The organism is Cyanobium sp. HWJ4-Hawea, from assembly GCF_024345815.1.
Classification (GTDB): domain Bacteria; phylum Cyanobacteriota; class Cyanobacteriia; order PCC-6307; family Cyanobiaceae; genus Cyanobium_A.
Genome location: NZ_JAGQBV010000014.1, coordinates 13276 through 35016, shown reverse-complemented (window position 1 = coordinate 35016; position 21741 = coordinate 13276). Strand labels below are relative to the sequence as shown.

At 51.5% G+C, this 21741-nt stretch carries 22 protein-coding genes; 8 read left to right on the top strand and 14 right to left on the bottom strand.

Going from position 1 to position 21741, the window contains the following annotated elements; genetic code table 11:
- The first annotated feature begins 390 nt into the window (after window positions 1-390).
- Genes KBY58_RS04945 through KBY58_RS04935 form a run of 3 tightly spaced genes read left to right on the top strand, consistent with a single transcriptional unit; the run spans window position 391 to window position 3567 of the window.
- Window positions 391-1569, top strand: a complete 1179-nt coding sequence (locus tag KBY58_RS04945; RefSeq protein ID WP_255003244.1) for a hydrolase — start codon at window positions 391-393, stop codon at window positions 1567-1569.
- 5 nt (window positions 1570-1574) lie between these two features.
- Window positions 1575-2579: a WD40 repeat domain-containing protein gene (locus KBY58_RS04940; RefSeq protein WP_255003243.1), complete on the top strand. Its 1005-nt coding sequence runs from the start codon at window positions 1575-1577 to the stop codon at window positions 2577-2579.
- Between the two features lie 16 nt (window positions 2580-2595).
- Complete coding sequence (locus tag KBY58_RS04935) at window positions 2596-3567, top strand: WD40 repeat domain-containing protein (RefSeq protein ID WP_254934685.1); 972 nt, start codon at window positions 2596-2598, stop codon at window positions 3565-3567.
- Window positions 3568-3760: 193 nt separating this feature from the next.
- Here KBY58_RS04935 and KBY58_RS04930 read toward each other — a convergent pair whose 3' ends face one another.
- Both KBY58_RS04930 and KBY58_RS04925 read right to left on the bottom strand, forming a co-directional pair.
- Window positions 3761-4768 (bottom strand): polysaccharide deacetylase family protein, encoded by a 1008-nt coding sequence (locus KBY58_RS04930; RefSeq protein ID WP_255003241.1) that lies wholly within the window; start codon window positions 4766-4768, stop codon window positions 3761-3763.
- 107 nt (window positions 4769-4875) lie between these two features.
- On the bottom strand, window positions 4876-5430 hold the full coding sequence (locus KBY58_RS04925; protein WP_255003240.1) for a GlcG/HbpS family heme-binding protein: 555 nt from the start codon (window positions 5428-5430) through the stop codon (window positions 4876-4878).
- Window positions 5431-5763: 333 nt separating this feature from the next.
- Between KBY58_RS04925 and KBY58_RS04920 the strand changes: the two genes are divergently transcribed.
- From KBY58_RS04920 to KBY58_RS04900, 5 genes are all read left to right on the top strand, one after another.
- Window positions 5764-6522 (top strand): class I SAM-dependent methyltransferase, encoded by a 759-nt coding sequence (locus KBY58_RS04920; RefSeq protein WP_255003239.1) that lies wholly within the window; start codon window positions 5764-5766, stop codon window positions 6520-6522.
- A 177-nt stretch (window positions 6523-6699) separates the two neighbouring features.
- Window positions 6700-7176 (top strand): GlcG/HbpS family heme-binding protein, encoded by a 477-nt coding sequence (locus KBY58_RS04915; protein WP_254934863.1) that lies wholly within the window; start codon window positions 6700-6702, stop codon window positions 7174-7176.
- A gap of 19 nt (window positions 7177-7195) precedes the next feature.
- Window positions 7196-7966, top strand: a complete 771-nt coding sequence (locus KBY58_RS04910; protein WP_254934689.1) for a hypothetical protein — start codon at window positions 7196-7198, stop codon at window positions 7964-7966.
- 386 nt (window positions 7967-8352) lie between these two features.
- The gene (locus KBY58_RS04905) at window positions 8353-9864 is read left to right on the top strand and encodes a TolC family protein (protein ID WP_255003238.1); all 1512 of its coding nucleotides are present in this window, start codon (window positions 8353-8355) and stop codon (window positions 9862-9864) included.
- Window positions 9865-9976: 112 nt separating this feature from the next.
- The gene (locus tag KBY58_RS04900) at window positions 9977-11383 is read left to right on the top strand and encodes an iron uptake porin (RefSeq protein ID WP_255003237.1); all 1407 of its coding nucleotides are present in this window, start codon (window positions 9977-9979) and stop codon (window positions 11381-11383) included.
- Between the two features lie 51 nt (window positions 11384-11434).
- On the opposite strand, the gene KBY58_RS04895 is transcribed toward KBY58_RS04900, so the two are convergent.
- The 12 genes from KBY58_RS04895 to KBY58_RS04840 form a co-directional block, all read right to left on the bottom strand.
- A complete protein-coding gene (locus KBY58_RS04895; RefSeq protein ID WP_255003236.1) occupies window positions 11435-11926 on the bottom strand; it encodes an ATP-binding protein in 492 nt (163 codons plus the stop codon).
- Window positions 11927-11947: 21 nt separating this feature from the next.
- A complete protein-coding gene (locus tag KBY58_RS04890) occupies window positions 11948-12271 on the bottom strand; it encodes an STAS domain-containing protein (RefSeq protein ID WP_255003235.1) in 324 nt (107 codons plus the stop codon).
- A 40-nt stretch (window positions 12272-12311) separates the two neighbouring features.
- Window positions 12312-14447: a glycogen debranching protein GlgX gene (glgX, locus tag KBY58_RS04885; protein ID WP_255003233.1), complete on the bottom strand. Its 2136-nt coding sequence runs from the start codon at window positions 14445-14447 to the stop codon at window positions 12312-12314.
- A gap of 1 nt (window position 14448) precedes the next feature.
- Window positions 14449-14778: an STAS domain-containing protein gene (locus KBY58_RS04880; RefSeq protein ID WP_254934695.1), complete on the bottom strand. Its 330-nt coding sequence runs from the start codon at window positions 14776-14778 to the stop codon at window positions 14449-14451.
- Window positions 14779-14783: 5 nt separating this feature from the next.
- Window positions 14784-16538: an AGE family epimerase/isomerase gene (locus KBY58_RS04875; protein ID WP_255003231.1), complete on the bottom strand. Its 1755-nt coding sequence runs from the start codon at window positions 16536-16538 to the stop codon at window positions 14784-14786.
- A gap of 145 nt (window positions 16539-16683) precedes the next feature.
- Complete coding sequence (locus KBY58_RS04870; protein ID WP_255003229.1) at window positions 16684-17271, bottom strand: DJ-1/PfpI family protein; 588 nt, start codon at window positions 17269-17271, stop codon at window positions 16684-16686.
- 300 nt (window positions 17272-17571) lie between these two features.
- A complete protein-coding gene (locus KBY58_RS04865; protein ID WP_255003228.1) occupies window positions 17572-18321 on the bottom strand; it encodes a cupin domain-containing protein in 750 nt (249 codons plus the stop codon).
- A 6-nt stretch (window positions 18322-18327) separates the two neighbouring features.
- Complete coding sequence (locus KBY58_RS04860) at window positions 18328-18702, bottom strand: carboxymuconolactone decarboxylase family protein (protein WP_254934700.1); 375 nt, start codon at window positions 18700-18702, stop codon at window positions 18328-18330.
- A gap of 95 nt (window positions 18703-18797) precedes the next feature.
- The gene (locus tag KBY58_RS04855; RefSeq protein ID WP_254934701.1) at window positions 18798-19334 is read right to left on the bottom strand and encodes a GlcG/HbpS family heme-binding protein; all 537 of its coding nucleotides are present in this window, start codon (window positions 19332-19334) and stop codon (window positions 18798-18800) included.
- A gap of 17 nt (window positions 19335-19351) precedes the next feature.
- The gene (locus KBY58_RS04850) at window positions 19352-19915 is read right to left on the bottom strand and encodes a hypothetical protein (RefSeq protein WP_254934702.1); all 564 of its coding nucleotides are present in this window, start codon (window positions 19913-19915) and stop codon (window positions 19352-19354) included.
- 23 nt (window positions 19916-19938) lie between these two features.
- Window positions 19939-20796 (bottom strand): sugar phosphate isomerase/epimerase family protein, encoded by an 858-nt coding sequence (locus KBY58_RS04845; RefSeq protein WP_254934703.1) that lies wholly within the window; start codon window positions 20794-20796, stop codon window positions 19939-19941.
- Window positions 20797-20813: 17 nt separating this feature from the next.
- Window positions 20814-21683, bottom strand: coding sequence for an alpha/beta fold hydrolase (locus tag KBY58_RS04840; protein WP_254934704.1), 870 nt, complete (start codon window positions 21681-21683; stop codon window positions 20814-20816).
- Window positions 21684-21741: the final 58 nt, after the last annotated feature.

Here is a 21741-nt window from a genome sequence, read left to right as displayed (position 1 = left end):
CCGCAGCCAACTGCTCACCCTTAAAACCTCAGGTCTCCCAAGGAACTGGCTACAAAATTCAAGAAACCATAGCGCCAACACTAGGAGAGAAATCCCATGGAAATACATTTTTCCTTGTAGGAAGCCCAATAAAGTCAATCACAATAACGCTAACACCACTGACAACTGATAGCGCAAGCTATCCAACGCAGCTCGTCTCTCGCTATAACGACGATTCAATCTATGAAAGTGGAGCGCCAATCTTTACGCCAGATACAACGAGGCCAATTACCTGGGGCCCGCTTAAGGTGAACAACGACGGAAAAACACTGGTCGCCTTTAACGTAAAAATTCTAGAAAACTTTCATCTCTATCCAAAATCCAAGGGATTTTCGTACAGGTTAAGCGCAATTGGGTGCAACTAACGCCAACACAATCAATCGAAACAAAACAAACCTCAAATACAAAATGGACAAGAAAGCAAACGCACAAATAAAAAGTGAAGGAGGTTTGAAAGGAGGCAAAAAATTCACCTGGAAAAAATACATGATCTCTATTGGCGTTGGAGCCCTCACATGCCTTGGAAATGCGGGACAGGCTTGGGCAACACCTGTTCAGGGGAAGACATACCCAAGCATCCAACTTAATTCATCAGCAGCTATTGGTAACGATGCTGATAATTACAAAGTCAGCATATTTACGACTCCCGCAGGAATCGGAACACGAGATGTAGCACCTGATCCAGATGGTTCTGTATGGTTCAACGGGCAGTGGTCAGGAACTGTTGGCCATCTAAATCCAGTAAGCAAAACCGTAACCCTCTATCCTCTAGGCGAGGGGTCCCATCCTCACGGTATTGTTCTTGGACCGGATGGAGGGCTTTGGATTTGTGACGAGTCAAATGCAATTCGTAGATTTGATAGAAATACTCATGAAATCAAGACATACAAGCTACCAAAATTCCCTGAATCAATGGGCTATGGGAATCTAAACACACCAACTTTTGACAAGGATGGAATCCTATGGTTCACGGCCCAAAACGGGTATCATGGAAGGCTCGACCCCAAAACAGGTCAAATTAAAATATATAAATCACCAGGAGGATTTGGCCCCTACGGTATTACGACTACACCCAACGGAGAGGTCTGGTATACTAATTTAGCTGGCAACCACATTGCAAAGATTGATCTACAAAGCGGGATAGCCAAAGTGGTTCCAATCCCTGACTCGAAAGCTAATGGTTCGCGTCGAATTTGGTCAGATAGCCATGGAAATTTGTGGGTAACGACCTGGGGGGATGGTGTACTGAGGAAGTATTCACCGGGTACAAACAAATGGAGTACCTACAAACTACCAGGCCTAGGCCCAAGAGGCTACTCAACATTTGTGGACAATAAGGGAAAAGTCTGGAGCTCCGATTTTGGAACAAATTCAATCCTACAGTTTAATCCAATTACCGAATCATTTACGATATTTCCTGGCAACAAACAAAATATACAGACTCTACAAATGAATGGAATCGAAAATAAAATCTGGGCCGGCCAACAGGGAGTTGACCAAGTTGTACTGTTTGAAAGAATTGCAAACTGAGAAAGATGAATATCGGCAAAAACAAGCGAGAGAAACCGAGAAATGATACTCAACAAATCGCCTTCCTGTTGGGCTCCTGCTTCCTACTTGCAGGCCTTCCCAAAGCTGCGCAGGCGAAAATCACGCTGATCAGGGAATGGAAAGCGGCACCAGTACTGCTTCAAAATGTGGAATTTTCGCCAAATGGCGAACAACTTCTCACAGCAAGTGGTGGTGGCGTCGCCCAACTATGGTCACTAGAGGGGAAACCAGGAGCAATCATGGAAGGGGAACGCCCACCGATGTTCAACGCCCATTTCAACAAATTAGGGAGCAAGTTTATAACCACAAGCTACAACGGAACAATAAGTATATGGAACAAATACGGAATCCTAGTGAAAACACTAGCCATTCATAAAGCCGCAGTTGCAGATGCCAGGTTCGTTGGGAACGATGGCAGTTTTGTAAGCAGCTCTGATGATGGACAAATTGTCATGCGAAATGGAAATGGTTCGCCGATCTGGAGTGATATTTACCCAGGTACTGCGCGGCAACTAGCAGTTTCTGGGCAAAACAACCTGATTGCAGGAGCCTCTGATAGTGGCACGCTACACCTAGTAGCGCTAGGAAACTATGCCAGGCCAAAAATGGTCAAGACCGTTCAAACGCCGCACGGACGGATAAACCAACTATCAATAAGTGGTGATGGAGAAAAGATAGCTGCTGCTGGCATTGATGGCACGGTTACCATATGGAGCAAAGATGGAAGTCAGCTGTCACGAGTCAAGGCCTCAAGCAAAGGATGGGCTAATGGAGGAATATTTTGCAAAAATAAAAATGGACCATTGCTTACCGTCGGAGATGATGGCGTGATCAAAGAGTGGTCAGAAAAGGGAAAGGAATTGGCTGTACTGAAACTCAGTGACAGTTCGCGACTAACAAAGGTTGACTGCTCAGCATCAGGAAAATTTGCCGCCGTTGTTGGAAGTCAGGGAGAACTGTGGCTACTAGGAATAACGCCTAATCCCTAAACACCATAAAAAAATAATGAACAAATTTCCAAAGAGGTTTATGTTGCTGGTCCTATCCATAGCAACCAGCAGCGATGTTTGCCTAGCCCAGCAAAATTCCACTCTGACACAAAGGCAAAGTTTTCAAGCCCATAGCCTCAAGGGAGAGTCCCTGATTCAAGTTCAATACTCTCCAACCAGCGAAGTATTCATTACAACAGCCTCCGATGGCACTGCCAAAGTATGGGCTAAGCCTGGCCTACAAATTAAACAATTCAATCAAGATCCTCCAGCAATGCTGTTTAACGGACGACTAGAGCCTGATAAAAGCACCATACTAACGGCGGCCTACAACGGGCAAGCAACACGTTGGTCAATCAAAGGGGCAGAACCGAAGATCTATCAACCGCATTTATCGGGAGTGACCGATGTAGAGCTTCTTCCTGAAAGAGAGGGCTTGGTCACAACCTCGGATGATGGATGGATACGGTTCTGGAGCAATGGAGGCCAACTCAAAAAGCGCATTGCACAACCTGGAGTTTCACGTCACCTTGCGATAGCGAATGGTAGAAAAATCGTTGCGTCAACGCAAGATATCAGCACCGTCACTCTCATGTCGACGTCAGGTGAAGTACTACAAATATTTGAAACTAATCAAGGTCGCTTAAATGATGTCATATTTAGCCCAAATGAGCAGCTTGTCATAACAACTGGATTCGACGGAACAATTAAAGTTTGGGAACTACAGGATTCACGCAATGCACCAATTCTGAAAACAATAATCAAAGCCAGCCAAACTGGCTGGATCAATGGAATAGCACTCAATAAAGCGGGAGTTCTTGCTTCAGTTGGGGACGACGGTACTGTTCGCCTATGGTCACTAGAGGGAAAAGAACTAGCGAAAATAAAACTTACACAGAAACATATTCTGAGTTGCAGCTTCTCCCCAGACGGCAAGAAGCTACTTGTAGCGATTCAAGACGGTACGATAACAGAGTTTGAAATTTAGCAGGTAAGAAAATTAGGTCAATATCGATAGAAGCTTAATACAGAACTGGCAAAAGAAGATTAAATGCTTGTGGCGGCTAATTCATACTTGAATTTGTCAATCATAAAAAAGAAAACTAGAGCAGCAGCTAGCCACCAAAGAGAGTGAACCGAGAAACACATTCTACCCCAAAGGGGTAAATAGTATCACGCAATCAAGTATACAGGCCTGGGATCGTGGGATATACAACACCTATAGGCTCACGGATTGCATTTGGCGCTTTAAAAATATAATCAGCAATGTCGACCTTCTTCATGTAACTTACCCCTGGCTTTTTAAGCGTATAGAGAAGGAGTTCTTCGATTGTCTCTACATGCTCAGGGCGCAACAGCCGATCGTGCATTGTAATCGCTAACATACGTCGCTGGGCTGAAGACTCTTTATAAAGACGATCAAAGGAACGCTTCATCACATCGAGAAAATCAGCATCGGCAAAGCTTCGGGCCTCATAAGCTCTGATGTCGTTAAGATAAACAGCATAAGGGACGACTGCTATCTCTCGCCTAGCGTCTATATCAACAATAAACGGCTCGTCACGACTGACGTCATCAATATAGTATTTAAAGCCTAAAGAATGAAGGTTTTGAAGAATATTCTTAGAGCCTCTTAACCCAGGTGCATTATAACCAACAGCCCTTTGTCCAGTAACCTTTTGAATGATATCAACATTCTTCTGAATAAATGCCCTTTCCTGCTCATCATTCATTGTTGATTCAGTTGACCAATCCCAGCCATGGGCAGCGGCTTCATGGCCTCTCTGGACGATCTCCTTTGCAGTAGCTGGATACAGCTCAACGGATAAACCAGACATGTGTGAGGTCATCTTGAGACCAAGACGATCAAACATGTCAAGAGCTCTAGGAATTCCTTCCGTTACGCCATAGCGATACCAAGAAATTGTGGGCATATCATAAATACCCTCTGGAGGAACAAAATTATTAAAGGGTGTTGGAGGATTGAAACGCGGCTGGCTGCCAGATTCAAACATCACTGATAAGGATACAGGCATACGTATGCCATCTGGCCAAAAAGAACCCTTACCACCGATGAAGGACGGCTTGGCCTTCTGAGAAACTGGTGCTTGCGCGTTGGCCTGTTGTCCAGTGACACCAACAGCTAAACCAGCTGCCAAACCAGCTCTCAGCAAATCGCGACGTTGCATTTTGAAAGAATGGTGAGGAGTGATTAAAAAAAGGTAGAGCCCAATCAAATCAACAATTTAAAAGGGCAAGAAACCTGGTTGTTAAAATCTAAGAACCAACAAAGAGCCTAAAGTTGGCCGCTCATGGCATCACGAGCCTTCAATGCGCAACCTTCATCAAGCTTTCCATTGGGAGTGCCTGAAACACCAAGAGCACCGACAATTTCGCCATTGGATCTCAGATTTACGCCACCAGCAAAAAGGGTAATATTGGTACTTGGAGCGGGTGGCATGGGCCAAGCCCCAACACCAACAGCGCCCTTGGCCTGCATCGATGCAAGAATACCTGATGTGAGATCAAGGTTATGATTAGCAGCTAATGTCACGGCTGAGTAAGCTTTATTGCGAGCAGTCTCCACAGTCTGAACGCGCGCTCCATCGCCCCGAATTTGAACGATCACATTACCTTCGGTATTCACCACAACGGCAGTGACACCGTAGCCTTCAGCTCGGCATGCCTGAATAGCCGCCTCAGCAAATTTAACCGCAATAGCCGATGGAATGTATTTCTGAGCCGGAAGGTCAGCCGCAGGAGCAGGGGATACAGATGCTGCTGAAGCCATCAAGACTCCAAAAACTCCACCCATCGCAATGCGATGAAAAGCTAAAGGAAAGCGGCTCATGATTCTACAAAAAAACTGACTCAGTTAAAATTTAACGAAAAAAAATCTCTGGCACACACGCTTCACACATTGACACCAGATTGGTCAGGGCCTGATGACATTTGCATCTCGGCGGCGAGCAGAACCCAGCACCAAAGGGATTTCATAGCCAAAGGTCTTCCCACCTTGCAAAGATCAAACATGGTCACCGCCATGAAAATGGAACGTCGCAGAAATCACACTCGACAAGTGCGCAAGGGGAGGTCCATCAATGCCCCAATAATCAGGCAATCGGGCAGATCGGCAGAAAGCTGATGGCAGGCTAGTCTTAAGAGATTGATTGCTAATGAGATAGTGACAGATCACTTCAAAAATGTAGCTCAATACTATGGCGAATTTCGCCCCAAATACCCTCAGCGACTTTTTGAACTGATCACCGAGGCAACCTCGGAACACCAGCATGCTTGGGATTGCGCGACCGGGAGTGGTCAGGCGGCCGTTGCACTCGCTGGGTTCTTTGAAAGGGTGACCGCAACTGATGCCAGTGCCGCCCAACTCGAACAGAGTGAACCACATTGGAAGGTTGCCTATCGTGTGGCTCCTGCAGAAGCCAGTGGTCTAGCCAGTCGTAGCGTGGATGCTATCACAGTGGCCCAAGCCCTTCACTGGTTTCCGTTAGATGCTTTTTTTCAGGAATGTGAACGGGTTTTAAAGCCTGGTGGCATCCTGGCAATATGGACATACAGCCTGCTAATGAGCCAAAAAAACTCCATCAACCAAATAATTCAACACTATTATCGCAATATCGTCGGTCCATACTGGCCACCACAACGGGCCCTTGTGGACGACTGCTATCGCTCGATACAGCTACCATTTAAGGAGCTTAATCTAGCCGAATTGAGAGCAACACCTCTCGCCATTCAAGAGAATTGGACACTGGCTCACCTGAAAGGCTACCTTCGCAGCTGGTCGGCCAGTGGCTATTTGCAGCAGGCTCAATATCAGGATCCCCTGGAAAGTATTCGTGAGGAGCTTGACACAGCCTGGGGAGAGGCAAGCCAAGAGAAAACAATCACCTGGCCTCTCACCTTACGCATCACCAAAAAGCCATAGTGCAGACAACCTTCTGCCTAATAAAAACCTTGCGGGTCATTTTCGAATAAAAGTTGCAAAATCCATTGTTTTCGGCGAGAATTAATTCATGAGATTTGAACCCGCATGAGACACGGCATGGTCCGATCGAGCTTAGCAGCCATACTTCTAGGGTTGGGCAGCTTTGTGGGATTAAGCATGAGCCCTCTCCAGGCAGCGGCGCCCATTCCAGCCAGCCTGTCAGCACGCGCGGCCTTACGCGCCGTGGATGTCGCCGTCGAAACCTGTAGACAAAAGGGGTACGGCGTTACCGCCACAGTCGTCAATCAAGAGGGTTCCATTGTCGCCGTACTCCGCGGGGATCGTGCAACACCGCACACAGTTGAACACAGCTTTAACAAAGCCTACACAACAATTACACTTGGTCCCATCTTAAAAACGTATTCGACAGCCGATATAATTGAGGTTTTTGAAAAGCAACACCGTCAGGGAATTGGAGACTGGGCACTTCCGCCAATACCCATTAAGGGGATCACTTTCAACATCGGTGGAGTCGGTCTTTTTGCCAACACACTCTTAATTGGAAGTATTGGTGTTTCCGGTGCTCCCGATGGACATATTGATCAAGAATGTGCTTTTAAAGGCCGTGATGCCGCAAATGCTGTGCGAGAATGATGCTAGCAATTGCTAAACCATGAATTGGATTTTCGCCGTTTGCGTTAGCGTCTTGGTTGCCGCTCTGACATGGATGCCGAGCGAGGCCCATGCCGAGACACTTCATTACAAACTTCCAGCGTTTCAGCAACTTTCCGATCCGCCAAAAATATTAGGCCCAGCAGGTGAGCACTTTACCTTTTTGAGGACTGGGAAAGATACTAACGGGCGCTTTACCGTCTCCAAAGCAATTATCCCACCTGGAGCGGGCCCCATTCCTCACATTCACACACTCACTGATGAATGGTTCTATTTTCCTAAAGGCGGAATTACTATCTTCTGCGATCCCAACAAGGCTTATTCAACAATCAAAGAAATCCCCAATTCTTCATCCTTCCCCGGAGCCAAAGCGCAGACCATAAACAGCAAGGATAACAGCCTCTATTATGGCCCCCATTATTACTTGCATGGTTTCTACAACAACACGAATAAGAATCTTGAGCTTTACTTTATCTGGGCAGCCAAGCCAGGAGAGCAGCGCAACCCAGCCGCAGATATCAGCGGCTATTTTCTGAGCGTAGGCAGACGCGTGGGAAACTTTACCCCAGGCATGCATCCCACTGATCAGGAGAAAAATGCTTTTGTTGTGGATGCTCCAAAATGGGGAATCAACCAAAGCTCATCTTTTATGCAGTACCTTACTTCCATAGGTCCAGCCCCGGCACACTCGCACTTCCTTCATGAAAATGATCAAGTCAAACGGCTAGAAACACTGCTTCGCACCCCTTTACCCAAGGTCCAGAAAGCATAGCTTGCTATGATATCAGCACAACCATCAGTTACTTAACATAGCGAGAATTGATTTCTCGCCTTAGATGTTAATTGATAGAGACAACTCAGGCTAAAATAAATTTCAGAAACTCCAGATTAATTATTCGTTAGCCTTTCAGTGATGTGGGCAGACCTATCCTTAAACCACCAATTTTCTGGGAGGGGCATTCTCCTTCCTCAACCGGGATTTTGTGCTTGACCTTGACTGATCGACTACCGAACAGTGGAAATCCCGATAAAATGCTCTATGGTAATTATCGAATCCTAAACATGGTGGGTCATGCGGCGCGTTTGATTAGAGGTCATCGCAGCTGCAGGCGCATGCGATGACTTAACGCTGTGATCCATCCAAGTCAACCAATCAACGTGAAAGCCCTGTTCCGACTGCTCGTGCTGCCTGCAGTGCTAGCCATTCCACCCCTTTCAGCCCAAGGGCAAAGCAGTTTTACGCAGCCATCGCGCTCTATCCCGATGGTCCCGATCAGCGATCAGCTCCAAGCATTGGAGAAGCGCTGGCGAAGTGTTTGCAGCGATCTAGATGGAAAACAAAAAATTTCGCTGCAGGAAGCCCTTCGCCTTGGCCTAACAAATAACCCTATTTTATCCCAGAACTACGCCGAGATAGCCGCCTCCCAATCGAGCACCACAGCAATTCGGCGCGAGTGGTATCCATCGTTATTTTTTACACAGCCGAATAATGCACCCTGGGATTTAGCAATCGGCACACAAACCAACAATCAATCTGGGTCGAATTCTGCCACCACCCATCAAACACTGCAGCAGCTATATTCCAGCCCGCGCTTAACCATGCAGTGGAGCTTTCTCGACCCCACCCGCACTCCCCGGTTAAAATCACAACTCTTAGAATACCGCTCTAAACAATTGCTATTTGACATCAGCACCCGGAATCTAGTCCTTGATATTCAGCAATCATATTATGCACTGCAAGAGGCAAGTGAGCTCCACAATCTTTACGGTGAAATTTATCAGCTCACCAAAGATCAACTAACACGTGCTGAGCGCATGCGACCTGAGGTTATCGATACATCAGGGGAGATTAGTCAGCTGAAAACACAATTACTGCAGCAGCTCATTGAAGTAATCCAGATTTTCCAACAAGAGCTTATCGCAGCCAATTCTCTGGCGCGGGTGCTCAGCCTGGCCCCCGGTGAATTGCGCCTCCCATCCGATCCACTCAAGCCAGTTGACCCATGGACTCCCTCTCTTCAAAGCACAATCAGTAACGCATTGCTAACCAGGGAAGAAATTCAGAACAACCTCGCTAATTCCAGCAGCCTTTCATGGTCTTCCAAGGCTCTCGCTCAAAGCTACTTACCCTCCATGGCATTGATGGGTCAGAGCCAACTCACCACCAACAATCAATCTCAAACCTCAAGTGGTTCTGAGAGCAGCTCCGGTAGTAGCAACAACCAGACGTTCTCCAACAGTGTGGGTCTGAAATTTAACTGGTTAATCGTAGATGGTGGTGTTGTGGCATCCCAAGCTACATCCCTAAGCCAGCGCGCCCAGGCTGCTGATTATCAAGCAGCTGATACCCGCTATCTGGTAACCCAGCAGGTGCAGGACAGCTATGCCAATTTCATCACAACTCGCATGGTGATTGACACGGCACTTCAACAATTACGTACCGCCAAGCAAGCAGTGCTTCTCACGTCCCGTAATTACAATGGTACGTCAGTGAATGCAACAACCTTTAACCAGACCATTCGTAATTTCCTTTCGGCAGCTAAAAGCTTCAAAGCTTCTGTGCGCGGCTTTAACATCGCGGTTGCCTCGCTCTATCGCTATTCATCGAGCCTGCCTCCTTCTGTACAGGACTCTTTGGATAAAGCCAAGATGAACCTCATCAGTCCCTGAGATGCCATTCAAGTGGAGGTTTCCCAGCCGACATCCACCCCAACTGCACTCATCATGGCGTACGCCGCCCCTATCCGGTAGGCTCACCCTAAGCGGGGAATTGCGCGCAAGATTGAAGATCTCAATCCCAATAATCCTTAAACCTCAGTTGCCTATTCTCGCCTGCAGTTTGCTGGCCTTGCAACTCAAAGGGATTGCTTTTGCATCTGATCTAGACAACTCCGACCAAACTGGAGAACATCCAGCAGTCAACTGCGGCAAGAATCTCCCACAAAATAGCCCCAGGATCAGCCGCTTGAACTCAGCCGATGTAACCTATCTCGGTCTGAAGAAAACTCATCTGTTTATTGCAAATTCACAGAAAAATCTCCTTAAGCAGAGCACTCAAGACACGCAATTTGATGTGCGAACCCAGGCGCTTGCCAATAGGCTATTAAGCCTCGAATACCAAAACTTTAGCGGATCAACCACGCTCACAGGTGAAGCCAACATGGTAATAGGCGGTGCCCCTAACTACCACCAAACCAATGGGACATCCAACAACGCCACCACCTTTAATTACGACCTTCGCCTTTTCCTCGACAGCAGCTACACAGGCCAGGACCTTCTGAGGATAAGGCTAAGAAGCGACAATTTCAACAAGTTTCCCTTCGGCTCTAGCAACAGCAACATCTTCAAATTAGTGAAGGCAAGCAACAATGATACCGGCCTTCGGGCTGATCGTATCTATTATAGATTTCCTCTCGGCGAGCAGTGGAAGCTCACCATCGCCGCCAAAATCCAGATCAGTGATGCGTACGATTTCAAGCCCACTGTCTATGATTCGCAGATCCTAGATTTATTTAATTTAGCTGGCGCCGCCGGTCTATACAACAAAACCATAGGCCCTGGGATTGCTGCCTCCTGGAAGCAGCATGTCACACAAGGGAGACCCTATTGGACAGCATCTGCCAGCTTCATTGCCGGCGATAACGCCACCGACTCTGACTACGGCCTGTTCAATCAACAAAGTGCCCTCAATGGCAATCTTCAAGTTGGGTTGCAATCGGAAAACTGGGGCCTTGCTGTGGGCTATCGCAGGGGCACCGATGGCACGCGGGTAGCCGATGGCAATGGTACAGCCGGAGCTACCCTGGGCTATGGCGAGTATGCCAACAACCTCGGCATCAGTGGCTACTGGCAGCCCCTCAAATCGAATTGGACGCCCTCCATCAGCCTTGGGTACGGCTACACACAAATAGACAGTAATGATGGCTCTCCACCCGACTCTCAGTCGTGGGCACTTGGCGTCCAGTGGAATGACGTATTCGCATCAGGCAATGCAGCAGGATTTGGGATTGGTCAACCTCCGAATGCCACTGGTGAAGGCAAAAAAGCCTGGCTCTTTGAACTCTTCTACCGCCAACGCCTCAGCGACAACATCTCCACCACAGCCGCCCTCTTTATGGGCACCAACGCTGCCCAAACAGCTGAAAGCTCTAACTGGGGGGGTGTTATCCAAACCCAATTTCGCTTCTAGGATGGCTCAATAGTAAATACCATAGTTGCGAACAAGCCACCAAATATTTAACTAGGGATCAGATGGTGTAGGAAGATTCACAAAAAGGTGATAACGATTGCGATTGGCAATCCAGGCGTAATCTACATGGTCTACAGATTGCTGTACAAGGAACAACCCCAGTCCACCAATCTGACGTTCATCTATGGGGAGATGGCTTTCGATCTGGCGGGGTTGGTCGATACCTGGATCGAAATAGGGACCGTTATCCTCAATCTCGAGGACAAACTGAGGCTGGGAACCAGGGGAACGGAAGGACCGAATCCAAACATGAGCCTGATCTGCTGCTGAATCAGCAGAAGGCCCAGCATCAAGCTCGCCGGAATAGCGAATAATGTTTGACAGCAGCTCCTCAAAGGCAAGTCTGAGCCGATAATTGGCGGAGCCCTCCCCCAACAGGAGAGCCGCCTGGGTCTCTACGAACGAGATGAACTGATCCCAGCTCTCCATTGAGGCGGGACCATCACAACTGGCGATGGGTTCTAGGGGGAGCTCGGGGGCCATGGCTGGGGCTGCTAGTTAGGCCTAGACCTCATCGTGGCTGGCCACCAAGCTCATGGCCTGGGAAAGCCCAGTTTTATTAATCACATCGGCAATTTCGTCGCTTGTGCCCACCAGGATCAAACGGGATGCATGGGGCATTTTCTGTTTGGCGAAGAGCAGGGCCCTCAGGCCAGCACTACTCAGGAAACCAACAGAGGCCATCTCGATACGCAATTCTGAGAGACCTGCCAACTCAAGACCAGTGAGGGCCTCCATTAAGGAAGGGGCTGTTTTGGTGTCGACATCACCAGTCAGGCTGATCAGGTGATAGTCGTCCTTGCTGATCGATTCAATGGTTAACTGCATGGCTGAAAATTTTAATAAGGATAGGAATGGCTTGATCGGATCAGACGGGCTTGGCCGTCAACACCAAAACGGAGCGGTCCCCCACGAGGATGCCCCCATCTCCCTGGGCTGGCTGGGAGAGATCAAAGGGTTGGTCTCCGTTACCGGTGTTGAAGCAGAGGTGCCAACGCAAACCAGCCGGCAAATCTGGGAAGCTAAACCAACTGGCGTAATGGGCCATATTACTGGCCACATAGACCGTATCCACATCATCAGTGTCCACATCGACAGTGTCCCCGCTAGCTGGCTGGGAATCGCTGTTGGTGGAAAACATCCAAGCCAGTTGGCGTGAATCAGCAGACCAATCTGGCTGCCAAGCATTGACGCCGTGGAAGCTGCAATCGGGGAAAAGATTAGATGGGGGTGCATCGAACCGATTAACACGCAGGGCCTGATGGGCATGGCGGAAGTGGATTAGGCCCCGCACAAAGTCATGCAGTTGTGCATTTTCCTGCAATAGCGTCCAATCAACCCAGGATATAGCCGAATCGAGGCAATAGGCATTGTTATTGCCATGCTGGGAGCGGCCAAATTCGTCACCCATCAACAACATCGGCGTTCCACGACTGGTGAGCAGCATCACCATCGCATTCATCGATTGCCGCAGCCTTAGGGCCTGGATGCCGGGGTTATCAGTCCAACCCTCTGCACCACAATTCCAGCTGTAGTTGTCATCACCGCCATCGCGGTTTCCCTCACCGTTGGCCTCGTTGTGCTTGTCGTTGTAAGAGACAAGATCGGCAAGGGTGAAACCGTCATGACAGGTGATGAAATTGACTGACGTAGCCGGCGAACGACCGCTTGGTTGATAAAGATCGGGAGATCCCTGCACCCGTTGGGCCAGCTGGCCAACTTGAGCCCCATCGCCCTTGAGATAACGCCTTAGGCAGTCTCGGTACTTGCCGTTCCACTCTCCCCAACGGCCGAAGGCAGGAAAGGTACCCACCTGATAAAGACCACCTGCATCCCAGGCCTCAGCAATCAATTTGCAAGAAGAAAGGATTGGATCAAAGGCCAGGGATTCCAGCAACGGTGGATTGGCCAGGGGAGCTCCCCAGGGATCACGGCCAAGAATCGTGGCAAGATCAAAACGGAAGCCATCGATGTGATACTCGGCAGCCCAATAACGCAGACAATCAAGCACCAGGTTGCGAACAATCGGATTGTTGCAGTTCAGGGTGTTGCCGGTTCCGCTGAAGTTGAAGTAATAGCCCTCAGGGGTGAGCATGTAATAGGTCTTGTTATCTAGCCCCTTGAAGGAAAGGGTAGGACCATGCTCATTACCTTCCGCGGTGTGGTTGAAAACCACATCAAGAATTACCTCAATTCCAGCACGGTGAAAACTCTTGACAAGCTGCTTAAATTCATCTACCTGCATGCCAAAGCGGCCAGTGGCGGCAAAATTGGCCTTAGGGGCAAAGAAACCAACGGTGCTATAGCCCCAGAAGTTATAGAGCCGCTCCCCGGTATCGGGATGGAGCCGAGAATTTTCAAATTCATCAAACTCATAGATCGGCATCAGCTCGATCGCGTTGACACCAAGATCCTTGAGGTAGGGAATCTTCTCTACAAGGCCGGCATAGGTGCCGGGATGCTTAACTCCAGAACTGACGGATTGGGTATAGGCGCGCACATGGGCCTCATAGACAACCAGATCCTGGCTGGGGATTTCCAGGGGCCGCTCTGCCTCCCAATCAAAATCATCCAGACTTACGCAAGCTCGATAGGGATAAAGGGCCTGCCAATTTGGTGCCTCTCCCCACTGATCCCGGCCAGAAATGGATCGGGCATAGGGATCCATCAACACCTTACTGGCATCAAAGCGATGGCCAGCTACTGGATCCTGGGGACCATCGATACGAAAACCGTATTCGATTCCTTCGTAATCGAGGTCGAACACCACCATGCAAAACACATCACCAATCCGGTAATAGGCAGGGAAAGGAAGTTCGGCAAAGGGTTGTTCCTCTCCGCGACGAAACAGCACCAGGGTGCAGGCGGTGCCAGCTGAGGTGTAAATCGAGAAATTAAGACCATTGGGTGCATGGGAAACACCGAACGGCAGGGGCTTACCAGGGCGCACTCTGAGACCAGAGATCTCATCGGTGGGCAAACTGTCGATCCTTTCAAGCTGCATGTCAGGAGCGCCCGGGAAGTGCGGCAAGATCTGGGTAGATCACAAAATAGTCGTAGAAACCAGTGACACGCATGGTTTCGGCAATGCCCTCAACCAAACCCACTAGGGCAAGATCGGTGGAGAGTTGTTGGGTGCGGCGATGCAGGGTCAGGAGGGTACGCAAGCCAGCACTCGACATGAAAGGCACCTTGGTTAGGTCTAAGACAACGGGCTGTTGTTCGGTGATCTGCTCATCAATGAAGTCACGCAGGCTTGTTACGGTTTTGGAATCCACCTGCCCATCAACATGGATGGCAAACCAACCATTCACCGTACTAGAAGTGAGATTCATGGTGCTCAATTAGGGGTAAGGGTGACCTTCACCTGAAGACGGGTCTCTGAATCGGGTAGCTGAACGGTGAGCCGTTCAGCATCAAAGTTGGAGTAGGACTGACCATCAATCAGACAGGAAGTAATCCTTACACTACCTGCGGGCAGCATGTCGGGAGAAACGCGCAAGATCCTGTCAGCGAAACCATTGGGCAGGGGCTTGAAGAAAAGGTCCAAGGGCCTCTTCTCAATCATCAGATCTAGATACACCGTAGAAAGGAAGCAAAGTTCGGTGGAGTGATAAGCACTCATCGAATGGCTGCCTTTGAAGCGCTCCGTACCCATCAAATAGGGAATACCACTGGCCAGCACGTTGAAGTAAACGCCGCCGTCGTTATTATCGAGGAAAAAAGCATTGTAGAAGGCTGCCGACTCGTCGGCATACTTCTTGTAGCTGCTGGTTTCAGGTAGGTGCCCCTGCAAGATTAGGTAGGCAAGGATGCCCTGCTCCTGTTGCCACCAGGCCTTGCGATCGTGCCAGGCATAGCGATGAAAACGCTGGCCAGGTTGTAGCACCCGATCCACCACGTCGTACCAACCGAAACGCTGCTTGTCGTAACCCACATCGGGCATTAATTGGGCAATCTTTTCAGCCAAGGCCACATAGGAGTCCTTGGGTTGCACTGCCTGGAAACGCATGAGGTTCCAAGCAATCTTGAGGTTATGGCCCACCACGGCACGGTTCTGCTGCCAACCCCAGGTCTGATCCTTCGACCAATCATCGAAGAACTTCTCCTGCACAAAGGGGCTTTCATCGTAGTCGGGGAAGTGGGCACAGATGGTGTCGAAGGTGTCTTCAAGCATCACCTTGTAGCGATCCTGTTCGGTGGCCAGCCAAAGGTTAATTAGGTAGGCGGGAGCATGATCACCCACGGAGTTCCAGTTTTTCTTAGCCCTATTGCGGCCAAGGGATTCCTCATGGGCGCTAAGGGTTACCGCATGGATATGGGAGTAGTAGCCGCCCTTCTCATCGTCACGGAAATATTGATCAAACAGATCTATGGTTTTTTCGGCGTCGTCAAGGATGCGGGGATCACCACTGAGGCGATAGGTCTGAATGGGTCCTGCCAAGGCGTAGATCTGCTCATAGGCAGGAATTGAGTCGTAGTCGTCTCCAAACTCAGAAACAAGCAACTTCTGCTCCTGGCCGCCGGAACTCACCTTTTGGCCGTGGTACCAATAGATCAAGCCAGTATCGGTATCAACAAAACGCATCTTGTCGCGCAGATATTCGGTACCCTTCTCAGCAGCCTCAAGAAATTCGTCTTTGCCAGTGAGCATGTAGGCCGAGGCCATGCCGTACACCATACGCGAAATGGTGTCGGTCTCCTGCAGATAATCCTTCTCCTTCTTGCCTCCGGTGAGGCTGATCAGAGTACGGTAGTTGCTGTAATCAATCGGATCGGTAGGGGCATTGAATTGCCACTTGATGTAGGAGGTGGCAATTGAATCAATTTGGCGAATCCACCAACCGGGCTCGGCATAGCGATGATCATCTTTGCTGTCGCCAGCAAAAACGATGAAATTCACCTCAAAACTGGTCTGCTGCTCAGGGAAGAAGGTGCCATAGAGAAACAGCATTTGACCAGGCACCAGCAACTGCTCCAGCTGGCCACCTCGATCTTGCCAACCCTCCTCCAAATTTTGGGTCTGCTTTGCATAGGTGTTGGCGGTAAGAATGGCGCTATATAAGCGGCCATCGGATGTTTCCAGCTCGATCACACGAGCGGCGGAATCGTAAGAGCAGACGTATCCGGAGATGAGATCTGAAAAGCTAAAATTGAGGCTGTTCATTGTGCTGGGGAAACTGGAAAATCCGGTTAAAAAATCGAGACGCTCTAGAGGGAAGACAACAAACCATTGCTGGCTAGAGAGCCTGGATTGTGCTCAAGAACAATTCGTCAAAGGCATCCACACTGCCCGGGTGGCGGCCGGTAATCAACAGGCCATCAGAATGGGTATCTACAGTTTCACCATTGGCCACCACCAGCTCACCACCAGCGTTCTCCACATCACAGGCAATGTTGTGGGCACAGGTGACCTTGCGGCCCTTAATTAAGGACGGATCAGCACAGAACAACCAGAGCGAGTGGCAGATTGTGCCAATCGCCAGCTGACCCGCATCCATGCGCTGTACAGCAGTGCGCAACAACTCCACCGCCGGTGCAGTGTTGCGGGAGCCACTAAGGGTGGGCTGGTAACGCAGGCGATCCATGGCATAGCCACCAATCAGGATCAAACCCTTGTAATCAGAAAGGTTCACCTCACTCACACAGAGATCAACCTTTACCTTGCTGGTTTTGTCGTTGCCCTCAAATTCCAGACTTTCATTGCCCCACAGGTAGGAGGCGTAATCCACTGCAACCCCATGGGTCGGGAAGAAGCTGTTGAACACATTAAATTCAGTTTCGTCGTAATGCTCTTCAACCAGGACGAGAATTTTAGAAGATGCCATAACAGAGGGGAATCAAAAATGTTGGCTAAGTGTTGAAGTCAGAAAAGATCAACCGTTTGAGTTTGAGCGCAAAAGCAAGCCGTGGATTGATTGATAGGCCGCAGATCCACCTAGGCAGGCACCCGCCGCAATCAGGCCCGCCAAGGGAGGTACTGGCAGGGGCAATTTAAAGATCGAGAAAACAAAACCGACCAGGAAACCTCCAATCAGGGTGGTAGCAAGAACGGAAAAGGTCATGGGTTGCTTTTATCGGGGAGTAGGCAGATGCAGGCGGGCAACTGAGGTGTCAAACCGCAGTGATTAGCTCAGGGGAGCAGCCAGTAGCTCCTTGAGATCATCAAGGTGATCGTCGGCGGCCAGGGTGGCCTTGCTAGCGGGGCTAATCGAATGGAGATACTGCATAAAATATTGGCTCTGGTTAATGCCGTATTTAGGGGCATCCTTCACGAAGGGCTCAAGCCGAGTGGCATCCACCTTGAAATCTGAGGGAAAGCTCGTAACGCTCTCACCGGTGTCGCGGAAGTACTGGGTGATTCGTTCCGGTGCCCATACAAAGGTCATTTCCACCGGATGGTCGGTGCTGTTGTAAAAGCCATGGACGTGACCACGGGGCACGTAGTAAAGACTTTGGGGCTTGGTCTCGATCAACTGAATATCCGCCCCGGGGGCATTGCCGTTGGGCACCTTGCTCAGATCGCTATAGGTGTGGTCTGGGTCAAGGAAGAGGGTGATGCCACCGTTGGGAAAGTAGAACCACTCGTCGTAGTTGTCGTGGAAGTGGGGCAGCGGTCCCGATCCGGGAGGCACCAGTGCCTCCGCCATCGTGTAGGTGTTGCCAGTGTTGCGGCCGGTGCGGGTAAAGGTGAATTGCTCCCCGGGGGGGCCGATGATCAATTCGGGCTCGGGGCTGGGGGTGTATTCGGGAAAAGGAAGACCCACCGTCTGGGCCTGGCTCAGGGAAGGCAGCCCAAACAGGCTGGCCATAAAGAGGGCTGTGCAGGCCAGGTTTAGTAACAGGCGGCGCAGGTCTGCAGAGAAGTTGGAAAGCATGGTGGATTAGGCCTCCGCCTCGATACGGGCACGGATATCGCCTAGCCGCGCAAATGCTGGGGCAGCCTTGTTGAAGCCTGCGTAGACGCAGGTGAAGAGCAACAACTCCTCAAGCTGCTCAAAGCTGGCCCCCTGCTTCAGGGCCATGCGCACATGGGCTTCGAAGGGGGATTCCGGCACCATTCCCTGGTTAGACACATCGATGGCGATGGTGATCAGGGCCTTGGTGAGTTGATCAATCGAGGGCTTACCCCAAACCTCACCCGCCACGCGGGTACAGAGATCGCCAAAGGCAGGGTGAATGCCCTTCAGGGCAGCCTGAAGAGCTGGATCGTCGAGTACGGCGTTGGCGGGAGCATCCGCCGGAAGGTGCGGGGACATATCTGGTACTAAACCGCTTCCAGTTTGTCCGGCATGGGCCTATTTGTCTGCGTTTTAGCAGACACCAAAACGCATAGCCAAACATTTTGAATCAATCAATCTGCCGCGAAGGCCTGCTCCAGCCAGACGGCGGCGGCCAAGCCACACTCCTCATCAAGCTGCCCCTGGCGGGCTCCCGACACACCCAGCCCCCCCAGGAGCCTGCCCTCCGAGCGCAGCACCACCCCACCTGGCAATGGAGTGATCTGATCCACACTGGCCGCTGGCAGGGGCAACGCCCCGATCGGTGCTTTCCCTTGGCGTAGGGAATTGGCCAACTCACCGGTGGTAGTAAATCCCTGCAGTGCCGCCAGGGAAGCGGCCGTGTAGGCCTTATGGCGACTCAGCTGCGCAGTATGGGGAGAGGCGCCATCACCATGCAGAAATACCTGCAAGGTACCTTCCCCATCCACCACGCTCACACTCACCTGCTCCCCCCTCTGCTGGCAGCTCTCCACCGCCACGGCAGCGGTGCGGTTAGCCAGCTCCAGCGGTAGGCGCTGCAATTGCACCAGGTTCGCGGCCGCGCTGAACTGGGGGATGCCCAGCAGCAACATGGCCGCCAACACAATGGAGAGGATCAGGGAGTGCATCAGGGCCGAGCTGGCGCTCAGGGGTTTTTGAGCAGGGCTAGCAGCTGGGGCGAGGCGAAGACATCCCGGTAGAAGGTGAGCTGCTCGCTCTTGAAGTAGCAGCCTCCTGCATGGCCACGGCGCACCCAGCAGACCGTGCCCTTGGCAATCGCTTCACCACTGGCGTCGTCGAGGCAGTGCCATTCGAAGTGCACAAACTCGCCCCAAAACATCACGATCGGCCAACACATCGTCACGCCGGGCTGGGCAATTAGGGCCCACCAGTGCTGTTCACGCTCGGTTTGCTGGTCTAGACCATAAAAAGGGCCGTCCTGGCAGAAATAGACCAGATCCTGGCGGTATTCACCACGCAGCAAATCACCACGGGCCCGGCGCAGGGCTTCGCAGTGGGTGGGCCACCAGGCCTTATTTTCCGCCTCGATCTGCTCGCGGCTAAAGCTGCCATCGATCTCGGGCAGGCTGGGCTGCTTGAGGGCGATGAAATCCTCTGCCTGCTTGATCAGGCTCTCACCCTGCTGGGTGCTAACTAGGCCGGGCCTGGAGAAGTCTGCGGACAACTCCTGGTAGTAGTTCTTAGCCATTGATAAAGGGATCGGAATGGTCGTCAGGGGGGCAGAAGCCCCAGTCGATGCTTGAGGAAGCGTGCACCCTCGAGCACGATCGTTTCCGAATCAGCACCGAAGGAGCGCCAACTGCGCGTGCGCCGTGCAATCACAGGGTGGCTGGGATCGAAGGTTTCAATGCTTACCAGCATGGTGGCCGGAAAGGTGGCTAACCAGCTCAGCAACTCGGGCCAATCAAGGTGGCATTGGCCTAGGGGTCCACGGTTGGCACCACAGAGATGCACGTGGGTGGTGCCGGCTCGATGGCTGGCCAGATCTTGATAAAGGTGGCCCTGCTCCATGTTGGCGTGAAAAATGTCGACCAGGATCCCAACGTGGGCAAGATCGACGGCGCGGCAAACCTCTGACACCTGCTCGAAGGTGTTAAGCAAGCTGCTCTGATAGCGATTGAGGGGCTCAATACTGAAGGGAATCCCGGCCTGGGCCAGGTCGTGGCGCAGCTCCAGATAGCTATCAATTAACCGATGGCGATCATCGGCGGAGGAGGGCTCCGCCGCGGGGCTGGAAAGATCCCCGTGGATCGGGCCGGAGAGCTTCAAAGCTCCGCAGGCCTGGGCAAACTCCAAAAGACGCCGCACGTGGTCCTGGGCGCCACGGCGAATGGCCCCATCGGCACTGGCCAGACTGAGACCCCTGGGTAAACCTGAACAGAGCGTCACCGGCAGACCGTGCTCAGCGGAAAGGCGACTAACCAGCGCAGGCGTCAGACCGGCCAGGTCGTAACTGGCAAGTTCCACAAAGTCGACAGAGGAACCCGCCAACCTGGGCATCAGCGATTGGAGCTCGCCATCGGTAATACCTGGCGACCAGGCAAAGGTGTGGGCTCCGATCAGCACCATGGGATCGAGGTGGAGGGTTAGCCCTTGCGGGACACGGTTTTAATCAATTCAGCAACGGCCTCGGGCGCCTCCTCTGGCAGATAGTGGCCGCAACCGGGCAACACACCGCCGCTAACGGCGGGATCGCAGGCCTGCAGAGAACGGAGAAAATTATCTGCGGTGGCCTTTTCACCCCCGTAAACCACCAGCGGACGTTCGAATCGATGCTCACGGTGGGCCTCGGCGAAGGCCCGATTAGCTTCAACGGCGCGGTAAAAGTTGAAGCCGGCGGTCATCGCTCCGGGGCGGCTGTAGGCCTGCACATAGTGGGAAACTGCCTCAACTGTCATGGCACCGGCCACCGCTGATTTGGTGCGGAAATACCAACCCAAATATTCGGCCTCGCGGCCAGCGGTAAGCAGCTCGGGCATCTCGGCCATGGCGTGGAAGTGGAACTGCCAGGTGCGCGAGCCAGGCCTGGGCATGTAGGCCTCCGTTGGGGCCAGGCCAATCAGGGCCGCATCCAACAACAAGCTGCTGGTGAGCCGATGGGGATGGAGCACCGACAGGGCATAGGCCACCCAGGCCCCCACATCGTGGCCAACCAGAGTTAAAGAATCGATCTGCCTGTAGCTAAGGTAGGCCTCGACCTCAGCGGCCACCGCCTCAATGCTGAAGTTGCTCTCCAGGGCAAGGCTCGTCTCACCCTGGCCCTTCAGATCAAGGGCAATCACGCGATAGTCAGCACTGAGCAGGGGCATGACCCGGCGCCAAGCGAAGCAGGTCTGGGGCCAGCCGGCCAGTAGCAACAGCACGGGGCCTTCGCCGTCCTCCACGGAATGGAAGCGCAGCTCTCCCACCTGGTCGTAGCGATGCTGGGCTGTGGCAGGAAAACTCTCAGCAGCCATCGTTGCGGGCCCTCAGCGAAATCATTCGCATTGTGATGGCAAGTTGCACTTCCTGCAG

Excerpts from the sequence above, each read along its gene's own strand:
- KBY58_RS04865 (WP_255003228.1), bottom strand. The coding sequence starts at position 18,321 with ATGCTTTCCAACTTCTCTGCAGACCTGCGCCGCCTGTTACTAAACCTG.
- KBY58_RS04895 (WP_255003236.1), bottom strand. The coding sequence starts at position 11,926 with ATGGCCCCCGAGCTCCCCCTAGAACCCATCGCCAGTTGTGATGGTCCC.
- KBY58_RS04910 (WP_254934689.1), top strand. The coding sequence starts at position 7,196 with ATGAATTGGATTTTCGCCGTTTGCGTTAGCGTCTTGGTTGCCGCTCTG.
- KBY58_RS04855 (WP_254934701.1), bottom strand. The coding sequence starts at position 19,334 with ATGCACTCCCTGATCCTCTCCATTGTGTTGGCGGCCATGTTGCTGCTG.
- KBY58_RS04870 (WP_255003229.1), bottom strand. The coding sequence starts at position 17,271 with ATGGCATCTTCTAAAATTCTCGTCCTGGTTGAAGAGCATTACGACGAA.
- glgX (WP_255003233.1), bottom strand. The coding sequence starts at position 14,447 with ATGCAGCTTGAAAGGATCGACAGTTTGCCCACCGATGAGATCTCTGGT.
- KBY58_RS04890 (WP_255003235.1), bottom strand. The coding sequence starts at position 12,271 with ATGCAGTTAACCATTGAATCGATCAGCAAGGACGACTATCACCTGATC.
- KBY58_RS04930 (WP_255003241.1), bottom strand. The coding sequence starts at position 4,768 with ATGCAACGTCGCGATTTGCTGAGAGCTGGTTTGGCAGCTGGTTTAGCT.
- KBY58_RS04840 (WP_254934704.1), bottom strand. The coding sequence starts at position 21,683 with ATGGCTGCTGAGAGTTTTCCTGCCACAGCCCAGCATCGCTACGACCAG.
- KBY58_RS04935 (WP_254934685.1), top strand. The coding sequence starts at position 2,596 with ATGAACAAATTTCCAAAGAGGTTTATGTTGCTGGTCCTATCCATAGCA.
- KBY58_RS04845 (WP_254934703.1), bottom strand. The coding sequence starts at position 20,796 with ATGGTGCTGATCGGAGCCCACACCTTTGCCTGGTCGCCAGGTATTACC.
- KBY58_RS04940 (WP_255003243.1), top strand. The coding sequence starts at position 1,575 with ATGAATATCGGCAAAAACAAGCGAGAGAAACCGAGAAATGATACTCAA.
- KBY58_RS04850 (WP_254934702.1), bottom strand. The coding sequence starts at position 19,915 with ATGGCTAAGAACTACTACCAGGAGTTGTCCGCAGACTTCTCCAGGCCC.
- KBY58_RS04925 (WP_255003240.1), bottom strand. The coding sequence starts at position 5,430 with ATGAGCCGCTTTCCTTTAGCTTTTCATCGCATTGCGATGGGTGGAGTT.
- KBY58_RS04860 (WP_254934700.1), bottom strand. The coding sequence starts at position 18,702 with ATGTCCCCGCACCTTCCGGCGGATGCTCCCGCCAACGCCGTACTCGAC.
- KBY58_RS04880 (WP_254934695.1), bottom strand. The coding sequence starts at position 14,778 with ATGAATCTCACTTCTAGTACGGTGAATGGTTGGTTTGCCATCCATGTT.
- KBY58_RS04915 (WP_254934863.1), top strand. The coding sequence starts at position 6,700 with ATGAGCCCTCTCCAGGCAGCGGCGCCCATTCCAGCCAGCCTGTCAGCA.